Raw genomic sequence first — 12988 nt, forward strand, 5'->3', positions numbered from 1 at the left:
TTAATAAAGTTCGTCTGATTTAAGATTTAAGAATCGCTGTGTAGCGAAAAATGTACTAATGGTTGTTATGATAATACCCATTAAGATTAGACCTAGTCCAACAACAACTAAAGGAATAAAATTAGTAGCAGGATTTAGTTCTAGATCTGGAAATTTTTTATCGAGGTAAAGCGTTAAAGCAACTAAAGCAATAACTGCTAATATCGAGCCAACAAGACCCAAACGAATGCTGTGCCAAATAAATGGACGGCGAATAAAACGTTTGGTTGCTCCAACCATTTGCATGGTTTTAATAGTGAAACGACTAGAAAAAATCAATAAACGCAAAGAGCTGTTGATTAACAACATGGAAATAATGGTAAGAACTCCAGCAATGATCAATACCCAGTTCGTAATACGCGTAATATTGTTATTCACCAACTCTACTAATTGCTTGTCGTATAATATCTCATCAACATGAGGTGTCTCTAATAAGCTTTTTTCGATGTTTGCCAAACTATCACTAACAACATAATCTCCTTTGATGTAAAGGTCATATGAGTTTTGCAATGGATTATAACCTAAGAATTCTAGGAAATTTTCGCCTAAATCCTCCTTTTGACTTTCAGCAGCTTCTTCTTTAGAAACAAAATTGAAAGTTTTGATATAAGGCGACGCATTGAGCTCTTTTGTAAATTGATCAAAATCACCCTGAGAAGCCTTATCCGTAAAGAAAATAGTCATCGGAATATTTTCGCGAAAGTTATTTGAGATTCGCTCTGAGTTAATGACAAATAAACTCAAGGCCCCCAATAAGGTGAGAACCAAGAAAATACTGAGTATTACAGAAAAATAAGACGAAATTAGTTTTCGCTTTTGGTATTTTTCATAAGTAGACGTCATAGTGCAATTTTTAAAGCTGTAAAATTAAGAAACAAAAATGTTTTTAAAAGATAATAACGATTAAACTTTTCTAATTGTTATAAATATAGTTTATTTCTTTGTATTTTGTATGATAATAGAAGGGAAATTGGTAGTGAATCAGGAATTATGCGAGGCAAGAAAATGAAAAATGACGAAAGAAATACTTTTCCTCCTCCTAGGAAAAGAGGTGAAAATAAGTAGCCTAACAGTATAATTTAGTGGATAATGCTGAGAAATACACTGGAGAAACCTTCGTTTATTTCGTGAAACATGATGCTATTTGAACAATGGAAATCGTTGAGAAACACACTGCTATCCTCCTTGTTGTTAGGCGGTTTGTGCTATTTTTTTATTGCGGTTTTTCAACCTTTCGGGACGTATAACTTTGTCCATACCAATAAATATCTGCTTTTATTGCCTTATGGTTTTTTTGGCTTTTCAAGTTTTTTACTTAGTGATTTGTTGTTTCTTCAATCCCATAATCTTTGGAATTGGAAGAGAGAAGTGAAACAAGCCAGTTTCGTCTTGTTTACTTGTTCGATTTGGAGCTATTGGTATAACAGCAAGGTTATTTATGCCTATTCTTTAACTTTTTTAGGCTGGTTGGAAATGTTGTTTTATACTTTGTTGATCGGTTTGCCAATTTATGCAATTCACAGCTTACTTCAGTATGTAATTGATAACGAAGGCAGAGAAGGTGCTCCTCTTGGGATTAGTTGTAAAACAAATGACCAAAAATCTGATCAAGAATCCGATGAAGAAGTGTCTGTTGTAAGTATAAAAACAGACGTTTTACAAGAGACATATCAACTACAGGAGACCGATTTTGTTTATGCACAATCCGAAGGAAACTACTGTACCGTTTACTACCTGGAAGGAGAGGAGATGAAGCAGCAACTCATGCGTTTGCCTTTGAAAAAGTTAAAAGAACAACTTTCTTTGAAAGCAATACAATATTGTCATCGTTCTTACTTAATCAATGTAAACTATCTTCTAAATGTAAAAGGCAATGCGCAAGGAGGTAAATTGTATTTGAAAGAGGTTCAGCATGAAATTCCTGTTTCAAGGACGTACATTCAAGCGCTGAAAATATATCAAAAATAGTTTTTTTACTCGTACATCTTCGCATATCGTTAGTTGGATGTCTCACAGTGCTTGCTGTTCATCCCAAATCGTTGTTGTTCATCCCAAACTTGTTTAGGCTGTAGTTTTAATGTGCAGTTTTGCTGTGTTAATTGAAAATACATAGGAAATGAAAAGAATGTTAATCGTTGCATTGATGAGCGTGTTGAGCTTTTTTAGCTGTCAAATAAAAGCAGAAGGAACGCATCCGCATCCATTATTGCGTGGTGATTGGAAAGTAGAATTCAGCCATCCTGATATCGGTCAGGTTCGTTTGATTTTATCGATAGAAGCAGAAGAGAATACCTTTCGCGCACATACGCGGAAAGGAGCTGATAAGATTATTTTAGGTCGCTGGACTTCCTTTTTAGGTCGCACGTTTACCTCTTCGTTCAAAGAAGGATGCTTTATTGTAGTAGATGAAGGAAAAATTACATGCGAAGACGGTCGTTTGTTACTCGATGGAATCTTTCGTTCCCCTTTGGGTAATTACTATTTTAAAGGAACAGTGGAAGAGAGAAAACTGCAAGTCAATTTGACTACAAAAAGTGAAACGGTACGTGCAACGATGTCTGGTGTGCCACTCGTTGAACCTTTGCCTTTAGCTGATTATCAAAGTGTTTTGGATCAGGTATTTAAAGATACAGAACGATATCTTTATAATCGACGTTTGATTGAAGACAAACCATGGCAAACGTTTAAAAGTAAAATGATAGATCTTTCCACGGAAGTTAATGATGACTTGGAACTTGTTTTTGCTTTTTATTACTACGCACAGAAACTTCCTTTTTCTCATTTTGCGTTAGTGAGAGGTCAAATGGAAAATACAGCTGAGAAGGTCAGAGAAAGACACTTGAGTTTTGAAGATAAGGGTGAGGGAATAGGCGTGCTAACAATTAGCAGTTTTGGCGGTTCGGCTGAGGAAATGGAAGATGTTTTCCGCTTGATTGAACAACGGAACACAATGCACCTGATTGTTGATTTAAGAAACAATACAGGTGGCTCCATTGAGGCGGGGTTAACTTTTGCCAATCACGTTGCCACCGCAACATACGATGGAGGTGTTTTTTTGACGCGTCAATGGTTTGATCATCATTCGCAATTACCCACTTCAGCCCAACGATCAGCTTTTAGGGCTTTTAGTGATCCAAACGCTACAGCATTGGTGGCGAATATTCATCGCCAAGAAGGAATTTCCTTGTTTGCAAAACCAGCAGATACGGCTAGGTTTACAGGTGATTTGTATGTGCTAATCAACGGAAAAACGGCAAGTACTGCAGAACCATTGGTATACGCACTTCAATCACAAAGGCGCGCTTTGGTAGTGGGAGAAAAGACAGCAGGTGCGATGTTGAATAGTGAGCGATTTTCTTTGGCAGAAGGATTTACGCTGGTCTTGCCGACTGCCGATTATTACACGGCTGATGGAAAGCGATTGGATCAATTAGGAGTGCAACCTTCAATAGCGATACCAAGCGATGAAGCCCTAGATTATGTTATGAAACGACTAATTAAAAAATAAACAAATAGCGCTTCTGTGTTGTTTTGTGGTAAGTAAGTGAATTAAAGTTTTCTCTTTCTTAATAATATAGTTTATTTTTGCGACACGATGGCGTTTTTTTTCGAGTAGTTCGAAGGAGAACAGGTGTAATAAATGATATTTGTACTATGAAATACAATCCAAGCGAAATTGAAGCAAAATGGCAAAAGTTTTGGAAAGACAATCAAACTTTTAAAACCTCAAATCAATCTGATAAACCCAAGTACTATGTACTAGATATGTTTCCTTATCCATCAGGAGCAGGACTGCATGTGGGACACCCTCTAGGGTATATCGCCTCGGATATTTTTGCAAGATATAAAAGACACAAAGGATTTAATGTATTACATCCTCAAGGATATGATAGCTTCGGATTACCTGCTGAGCAATACGCTATTCAGACAGGTCAACATCCCGCTATTACAACAGAAGTAAATATTGCCCGTTATAGAGAACAATTAGATCAAATTGGTTTTTCTTTCGATTGGTCTCGTGAGATTCGAACTTCTAACGCAGATTACTACAAACATACACAGTGGATTTTTATTCAGTTGTTCAATTCTTGGTACAATAAAGTATCGGATAAGGCAGAATCTATCGAAACATTGATTGCTTTATTTGAACAAAATGGAAATGCGGGTGTTCAAGCGGTTTGTGATGATGCAATTGAAGTATTTACCGCGTCTACGTGGAATGCTTTTTCAACAGAAGAAAAAGAACGTATTTTGTTACAGTACCGTTTGACGTACTTGGCCGAAACAGAAGTTAACTGGTGTCCTGCATTGGGAACAGTTTTGGCAAATGACGAAATCAAAGACGGTTTGTCAGAGCGTGGAGGACATCCTGTGGTGCGCAAAAAAATGAAACAATGGAGCATGCGTATTTCTGCTTATGCAGAGCGTTTGTTGCAAGGATTAAATACAATCGATTGGACAGAAAGCTTGAAAGAAAGTCAACGCAATTGGATTGGAAAATCAGTCGGAGCTTCTGTTGTTTTTAAAGTAAAAGAGTCAGAAGATACAATTGAAGTATTTACTACAAGACCTGATACTATTTTTGGTGTGAGTTTTATGACATTAGCACCAGAACATGATTTAGTGCGAAAAATCACAACAGCTCAGCAAAAAGAAGCAGTTGAAGCTTATATCGAAGCAACTTCAAAAAGAAGCGAACGCGATCGTATGGCTGATGTGAAAAAAATATCAGGTGTTTTTACAGGTGCTTATGCAGAACATCCATTTACCAAAGAACCTATTGAGATTTGGATTGGAGATTATGTGTTAGCCGGGTATGGAACGGGAGCTGTTATGGCTGTTCCTGCTGGAGACACGCGTGACTATGCCTTTGCTAAACACTTTGGTATTGCAATTAAAAATATTTTCAATCAAGATATTAGTGAAGAGGCTTTTGCAGAAAAAGAAGGTTTTGTATTGGAAAATTCAGATTTCTTAAATGGGTTGGAGTACAAAGAAGCTTCAGCTAAAGCTATCGCTGCAATAGAAGAACTAGGACAAGGAAAAGGAAAGACTAACTATCGTTTGCGCGATGCGGTTTTTTCTCGTCAACGCTATTGGGGAGAACCTTTCCCTGTGTACTATGTGAATGGATTGCCTAAGATGATTGACAAGGCGTATTTGCCAATCGTATTGCCAGAAGTTGAAAAGTACTTGCCAACAGAAGATGGACAACCACCATTAGGAAACGCACATACATGGGCATGGGATACCGTTAACAACCAAGTTGTATCCAATGATCAAATTGATGAAAAAACAGTATTTGCATTAGAGTTGAATACAATGCCAGGATGGGCAGGTTCTTCTTGGTATTGGATGCGTTATATGGATCCGACAAATGAAGAATTTATCGCTTCAGAAAAAGCATTAGACTATTGGCAAAATGTTGATCTATATATAGGAGGAAGTGAACACGCAACAGGTCACTTATTGTATAGCCGTTTTTGGAATAAATTTTTAAAAGATATCGGCGTAGCTCCTACAGAAGAACCTTTCGCAAAATTAATCAATCAAGGAATGATTTTGGGAACTTCAGCTTTCGTTTATCGTATAGAAGGAACGAATACTTTCATTTCAAAAGATATGATTAAAGAGGAGAAGGTTCAACAGTTGTATGCTTATGTTGGTTTAGTGAATAATTCGTCTGAATTAGATATGGAGGGATTCAAAGCATGGAGACCTGATTACGCTACTGCAGAGTTTATTTGTAACGCCAACGGAAAGTACGTTGTAGGACATGAAGTCGAGAAAATGTCGAAGTCTTACTATAACGTGGTAAACCCAGATGATATCTGTCAAGAATATGGAGCAGATACGCTTCGTTTATACGAAATGTTCTTAGGTCCATTAGAACAAGCAAAACCTTGGAATACGGCTGGTATTTCAGGTGTGTTTGGTTTCTTGAAAAAACTGTGGAGATTATATGCGGATGATACAGCTGTTGTCGTGGTTGAGGAAGAACCAACCAAAGAGATGTATAAATCACTTCATAAAACAATTAAAAAAGTACAAGAAGATATTGAAGCCTTTTCGTTCAATACCTCTGTATCACAATTTATGATTTGTGTGAATGAGTTAGGGCAACAAAAATGTCACCACCGTGCAATTTTAGAACCATTAGCTATTTTGATAGCACCTTATGCGCCACATATTGCAGAAGAACTTTGGAGCATGTTAGGACATAAAGAAACAATTTCCAATCAACCATTCCCTGAATTTAAGGCAGGGTACTTAGTTGAAGAGGCAAAAGAATACCCTGTTTCTTTTAATGGAAAGATGCGTTTCAAAATTGAATTAGCTTTGGATCTAAGTGTAGAAGAAATCGAGAAGATTATTTTAGCTGATGAAAGAACACAAGCACAATTACAAGGACGCGAGCCTAAAAAGTTAATTGTCGTTCCAGGAAAAATTATAAACATCGTTGGATAGCAAATCCAAGAAGTAGCGATAAAAAAAATCCCGTTGTACACGTACAACGGGATTTTTTATTTTATTTTCCTGGACGAAGCAGTAGTGAATTTTCAAAATCCTTTTTGATAGATTGAAGATGGCGTTCAGCTTCTAAACGCGTTTTGAAATTTCCTGCCAAAACCTTGTATGAAGGATTGGAGTAAATCACTGTAGCTTCCATCTCTGGATACAGTTTTTTAAAGCGAGTTAACGCTGCTTTTGCCTGATCGTTTTTTCCGTAAAAAATCTGAATATTGTATTTATCCGTATTCAAAGATGAAGAGGTAGTGTTTCTTTTGGCTTCAACGAGTTTTTTTATGGCTAAAGGCTCTTGAATCGCGTTATTTTTCTCTTGTGCATAACTTATTGTATGCATAAAAAACAAGCAAAAAAGAACCGGAAATATTCTTAAAATTCTCATAATGAAATGTATTTGAAGCAAATTTACAATTATTCTTGAAAATTGCGTGAGATAGCTTTATTTAGAACGCGTATAAATTAAAGATTAAGGTCGTTAAAGGTTTTAAGAGTTATGCATAAATTGTATTTTTGTCGGAGTTTGTAAATAAGGTGTATTGAATAATAGTTGATTATCGCTGTTATTAAAAGACCAAGTTTAGTTGAAAATCAATTTATAACTATGAAAAAAGTGGGTAACCATAATTCGTTTTCAAAGATTTTATTCTTTTGTTTAGCATTAATGCTATCGTTTTCTACAATTTCGTTTGCTCAGGACGCAGCAAAAGGTAAGGAATTGTTTAATTCTAACTGTGCGGCATGTCACAAGTTGGACGGAGCTTCTACAGGACCTGCATTGCGTGGAGTTGTTGAACGTCACGAGGGGGATGTAGAATGGCTACACAAGTGGATTAAAAGTAGTTCATCTTTGATTAAATCTGGTGACGCTCGTGCAGTAAAACTGTTCAACGAGTGGAACAAAGTTGTGATGAACGACTTCCCAGGTTTATCTGACCAAAATATTGACGATATTTTGGCGTATGTATCTGAACCAAAAGCTGAAGCTCCAGCTGCTACTGCAAGTACAGACGGCGCTCAGGGACAAGGTGGTGGAGATGCAGTTTCTAATATGATTGTATTAGGAGCATTAGTAGTGGTGTTGTTATTATTGGTAACGATGCTTTTCCTTGTTAAAAAAGTATTGAATAAAGTTGTTGAAGCAAATGGTTTAACAGAAGAAGTTCGTCAAACAGTTCCAGTATGGAAAGCGTTTGTAAAAAACCAATTCTTAGTAATTTGTTCTACTATCGTATTTGTTTTAATTGGATCGTATTTCGCTTACGGATTTATGATGCAAATTGGAGTAGATAAAGGATATGAACCAGTTCAACCAATTCACTTCTCTCACAAAATTCACGCAGGAGATAACGGTATCGATTGTAAATACTGTCACTCATCTGCAAGATCAAGTAAAACTTCTGGAATTCCATCATTGAATGTTTGTATGAACTGTCATAAAAACATCAGCGAGTTTACAGGTGATGCTGGAACAGATTACGGAAAATACACGCCAGAATTTTATACTGCAGAAATTCAAAAGTTATATGACGCTGTTGGATGGGATCCTTCAACTCAAAAATATACTGGTAAAGAGAAGCCTGTTAAATGGGTTCGTATTCATAATTTACCTGATTTCGTTTACTACAACCACTCACAACACGTAAATGTTGCTGGTTTAGAATGTCAAACTTGTCACGGACCAGTTGAGGAAATGGAAATCATGAGACAACATTCTCCATTAACAATGGGATGGTGTATCGACTGTCACAGAAAAACAGATGTGAAGTTAAAAGACAATGCATACTATGCTAAGATCCACGAAGAACTTGCTAATAAGTATGGTGTTGAGAAATTGACAGTTGCTCAAATGGGAGGACTTGAGTGTGGTAAATGTCACTATTAAGAATTATTTAAGAATAAGAAGCTAATATTTATATACAATGGCATCAAACAAAAAATACTGGAAAAGTGTTGAGGAGCTGAATGATAATAGTTCTATTGTTGAGACGCTAAGAAACAATGAGTTTGTTGAGGAAATTCCTACAGATGAATTTCTTGGAGACAAAAACAAATTGTCTTCTTCTTCAACAACTCGTCGAGACTTTTTGAAATATGTTGGTTTTTCAACAGCTGCAGCTACATTAGCTGCTTGTGAAGGACCAGTTATAAAATCAATTCCTTACGTGGTTCAACCAGAGGAGATTATCCCAGGTATCGCAGACTACTATGCAACTACAATTGCAGACGGATTTGATTTTGTAAATGTTTTGGTTAAGACTCGTGAGGGTCGTCCAATCAAAATTGATAATAATAAACTTGCAAACGCATATTCTGGTGCGAATGCGCGTGTACATGCATCTGTACTTTCAATGTATGATAGCAAGCGTTTGACTACACCGAAAATCGAAGGGAAAAATGCTTCTTGGGATGAGGTAGATGCTAAGGTAAGAGCAAGTTTACAAGATGCTAAATCAACTGGAGGAAGTGTTGTGTTGTTAACTAATACAATGGCGAGCCCTTCTACTGATAAATTGATCGGAGAGTTTATTGAAACTTATCCGAACGCTAAACACGTTGTGTACGACGCTGTTTCGTCTTCTGCTGCTGCAGATGCTTACGAACAAGCATATGGAAAACGCGGATTAGCAGATTACGATTTTGGAAAAGCAAGTGTAATCGTTTCTGTTGGAGCTGACTTCTTAGGAGATTGGCAAGGTGGAGGATACGATTCAGCTTATGCGCAAAATCGTATTCCTAAAAATGGAGTAATGTCTAAACACATTCAGATTGAGGCTAACATGAGTCTTTCTGGTGCAAATGCAGACGTTCGTATTCCAGTAACTGTTGCAGAACAAAAAGCAGCTTTAGTGAAATTGTATAACGCAATCGTTGGAGGATCAGTTTCTTCTGCGAATACAGCATACGATGAAGCAATCAACAAAGCAGCTAAACAAGTAAAAGCGGCAGGTTCAAAAGGAGTTGTTGTTACAGGTTTAGAAGATGTAAATGCTCAGTTAGTTGTTTTAGCAATTAACGAAGCGTTACAAGCAGAAGCTTTCTTGCCAGAACAAACAAAATATGTAAGACAAGGTAACGCTACTAAAGTAGCGGAATTAATTAAAGAAATGAACGCAGGAAAAGTTCATACTTTAATTATGTCAGGTATTAACCCTGTGTATACTTTGGCTGATCATGCAGCTTTCGTTGAAGGATTGAAAAAAGTAAAAACTTCAGTTAGCTTCACAATGAAAGAAGATGAAACTGCTTTAGAGACTACAATCGCGGCGGCTGCTCCTCATTATTTAGAGGCATGGGGTGACGTGATGATTAAAAAAGGTCACTATTCAGTTACACAACCTACAATCAGACCTTTATTTGATACAAGACAGTTCCAAGAGGCTTTATTGTTGTGGAACGGAAATAATACAGCGTATTATGACTATATCAAAGCAACAAGTGCTTCTTATGTTTCTGGGTTAACTTGGAATCAATTAGTTCACGATGGTTTTGCTGTATCAGGTGAAAACGCAAAAGTATCAGCTTCTGCTGATTTCTCTTCTGCAGTTTCTGCTTTAAGCAAAGCGAAAAAAGGTGAAGGACTTGAATTAGTATTGTATACTAAAACAGGTATGGGAGACGGACAACAAGCAAACAATCCTTGGTTGCAAGAGTTTCCAGATCCAATCACGCGTGTTTCATGGGATAACTACTTAACAATCTCTCGCGCTGATGCTGAAGCTTTAGGTATCGAAAACTTCCACGTAGCTAACGGTGGATTAGACGGAAGCTATGTAACAATTACTGCTAATGGTGTTACCTTAGAAAATGTACCTGCATTAATTCAACCAGGTCAAGCTGCTGGAACAGTTGGTTTAGCTTTCGGTTACGGAAGAAAAGCAAGCTTGAAAGAAGATATGCAAGTAGGGGTAAACGCATATACATTATATCACAACTTCAATAACGTACAAAATGTTACTGTAGCGAAAGCATCAGGAAACCATGAGTTTGCTTGTGTTCAGTTACAAAACACGTTAATGAGTAGAGGTGATATCGTTAAAGATACTACATTAGAAATTTTCAATACAAAAGATGTTGAGGAGTGGAATATCTTCCCAATGGTTTCTTATGATCACCAAGAAGTAAGAGCTGCATCTGTTGATATTTGGGAATCATTCGACCGTACAGTAGGTCACCACTTCAACTTATCAATTGATTTAAATGCTTGTACAGGATGTGGAGCATGTGTTATCGCATGTCACGCTGAAAATAACGTACCAGTAGTTGGTAAATCAGAGGTTAGAAGAAGTAGAGATATGCACTGGTTGCGCATTGATAGATATTATTCATCAGAAGATACTTTCGCTGCAGACGTAGACAAAAAGGTTAACGCAAAAGGATTCTCAGAAGCTCGTTCTGCTTATATGGAATTAGAGCACCCTGCAGATAATCCACAAGTTGTTTTCCAACCTGTAATGTGTCAGCACTGTAATCACGCACCTTGTGAGACTGTATGTCCAGTAGCAGCAACATCACACGGACGCCAAGGTCAAAACCATATGGCTTATAACCGTTGTGTTGGAACTAGATACTGTGCAAACAACTGTCCTTATAAGGTAAGACGTTTCAACTGGTTCTTATATGCTCAAAATAGCGAGTTCGATTACCACATGAATGACGATTTAGGACGTATGGTATTAAACCCAGACGTAGTAGTTCGTTCAAGAGGGGTAATGGAGAAATGTTCATTGTGTATTCAAATGACACAAGCAACAATCTTGAAAGCGAAGAATGAAGGTAGAGCGGTTCGTCCAAACGAATTCGAAACTGCTTGTTCTGCTGCATGTTCAAGTGGAGCTATGGTATTTGGAGATGTTAATGAAAAAGAATCAGAAATTACTAAATTAGCTGAATCAGATAGAAAATACCACCTGTTAGAGCACATTGGTACAAAACCAAATGTATTCTACCATGTTAAGGTTAGAAATATCTAGTTTAAAAAGAATTATTAATTAAAGAAACATATAAAGGATTATGTCGTCACATTACGAAGCACCCATTAGAAAACCTTTAGTTATCGGTAAGAAATCTTACCACGATATAACTGTGGATGTGGCTAGACCTGTTGAAGGACGAGCAAATAAATTATGGTGGAGAGTATTCGCTATTGCTTTGTTAGCGTTCTTATGGGGTGTAGGCTGTATGGCTTACACTGTAGGAACAGGTATAGGTACTTGGGGATTAAATAAAACTGTTGGATGGGCTTGGGATATTACCAATTTCGTTTGGTGGGTTGGTATCGGTCACGCCGGTACGTTAATTTCTGCTGTATTATTATTATTCAGACAAAAATGGAGAATGGCTATTAACCGTTCTGCAGAGGCAATGACAATTTTCTCGGTAGTTCAGGCTGGTTTATTCCCGATTATACATATGGGACGCCCTTGGTTAGCATACTGGGTTTTACCTATTCCAAACCAATTCGGTTCGTTATGGGTAAACTTTAACTCACCGCTATTATGGGACGTTTTCGCGATTTCTACGTACTTATCAGTGTCATTAGTTTTCTGGTGGACTGGTTTATTACCTGACTTCGCTATGTTACGTGATAGAGCTATCACTCCATTTACAAAAAGAGTTTATTCAATTTTATCTTTCGGTTGGTCAGGAAGAGCAAAAGATTGGCAACGTTTCGAAGAAGTTCACTTGGTATTAGCTGGTTTAGCTACTCCACTTGTACTTTCGGTACATACGATTGTATCTTTTGACTTTGCTACTTCAGTGATCCCAGGATGGCATACAACAATCTTACCTCCGTACTTCGTTGCGGGTGCAATCTTCTCTGGATTCGCAATGGTAAACACGTTGTTGATCATCATGAGAAAAGTATCAAACTTGGAAGATTATATCACGGTTCAACACATTGAGTTGATGAACATCATCGTAATGATTACTGGATCTGTAGTAGGGGTAGCCTATATTACAGAGTTATGGGTGGCTTGGTATTCAGGAGTAGAGTATGAACAATACGCTTTCTTAAACCGTGCATCTGGTCCATACTGGTGGTCTTACTGGTTGATGATGACATGTAACGTAATTTCTCCACAAGTTATGTGGGTGAAGAAAATTAGAACAAACATCATGGCTTCGTTTATTATCTCAATCGTAGTAAACGTAGGGATGTGGTTCGAGCGTTTCGTAATTATCGTTACTTCGTTACACAGAGATTACTTACCGTCATCTTGGACAATGTTCCAACCAACTTTCGTTGATGCTGGTATTTATATTGGAACAATCGGTTTCTTCTTCGTGTTATTCTTGTTATACTCAAGAAGTTTCCCTGTAATTGCGCAAGCAGAGGTGAAAACTATCTTGAAATCATCAGGTGAATACTACAAAAAAGAAAGAGATAGTAAAGAAGGTCATCAATCATTAAATCACTAAT

At 37.2% G+C, this 12988-nt stretch carries 8 protein-coding genes; 6 read left to right on the forward strand and 2 right to left on the reverse strand.

What is annotated here, in order from left to right; genetic code table 11:
* Entirely contained in the window at positions 1-882 is an 882-nt protein-coding gene (locus tag H4K33_RS02170; protein WP_182646870.1) for an ABC transporter permease, read from the reverse strand.
* Between the two features lie 291 nt (positions 883-1173).
* Between H4K33_RS02170 and H4K33_RS02175 the strand changes: the two genes are divergently transcribed.
* From H4K33_RS02175 to leuS, 3 genes are all read left to right on the forward strand, one after another.
* Positions 1174-2007: a LytTR family DNA-binding domain-containing protein gene (locus H4K33_RS02175; RefSeq protein ID WP_182646871.1), complete on the forward strand. Its 834-nt coding sequence runs from the start codon at positions 1174-1176 to the stop codon at positions 2005-2007.
* A gap of 148 nt (positions 2008-2155) precedes the next feature.
* Complete coding sequence (locus H4K33_RS02180) at positions 2156-3547, forward strand: S41 family peptidase (protein ID WP_182646872.1); 1392 nt, start codon at positions 2156-2158, stop codon at positions 3545-3547.
* Positions 3548-3693: 146 nt separating this feature from the next.
* Complete coding sequence (leuS, locus tag H4K33_RS02185; RefSeq protein ID WP_182646873.1) at positions 3694-6507, forward strand: leucine--tRNA ligase; 2814 nt, start codon at positions 3694-3696, stop codon at positions 6505-6507.
* A 61-nt stretch (positions 6508-6568) separates the two neighbouring features.
* Here leuS and H4K33_RS02190 read toward each other — a convergent pair whose 3' ends face one another.
* Positions 6569-6949 carry an SPOR domain-containing protein gene (locus tag H4K33_RS02190; protein WP_182646874.1) on the reverse strand — a complete coding sequence of 127 codons (381 nt, stop codon included), beginning with the start codon at positions 6947-6949 and terminating at the stop codon, positions 6569-6571.
* A 219-nt stretch (positions 6950-7168) separates the two neighbouring features.
* Between H4K33_RS02190 and H4K33_RS02195 the strand changes: the two genes are divergently transcribed.
* Genes H4K33_RS02195 through nrfD form a run of 3 tightly spaced genes read left to right on the forward strand, consistent with a single transcriptional unit; the run spans position 7169 to position 12987 of the window.
* A complete protein-coding gene (locus H4K33_RS02195) occupies positions 7169-8449 on the forward strand; it encodes a c-type cytochrome (protein WP_182646875.1) in 1281 nt (426 codons plus the stop codon).
* 37 nt (positions 8450-8486) lie between these two features.
* Positions 8487-11537, forward strand: a complete 3051-nt coding sequence (locus tag H4K33_RS02200; RefSeq protein WP_182646876.1) for a TAT-variant-translocated molybdopterin oxidoreductase — start codon at positions 8487-8489, stop codon at positions 11535-11537.
* A gap of 40 nt (positions 11538-11577) precedes the next feature.
* The gene (nrfD, locus tag H4K33_RS02205) at positions 11578-12987 is read left to right on the forward strand and encodes an NrfD/PsrC family molybdoenzyme membrane anchor subunit (protein WP_182646877.1); all 1410 of its coding nucleotides are present in this window, start codon (positions 11578-11580) and stop codon (positions 12985-12987) included.
* Position 12988 lies beyond the last annotated feature (1 nt).

Origin of the sequence: Myroides sp. WP-1 (assembly GCF_014145635.1) — a bacterium.
GTDB lineage: Bacteria > Bacteroidota > Bacteroidia > Flavobacteriales > Flavobacteriaceae > Flavobacterium.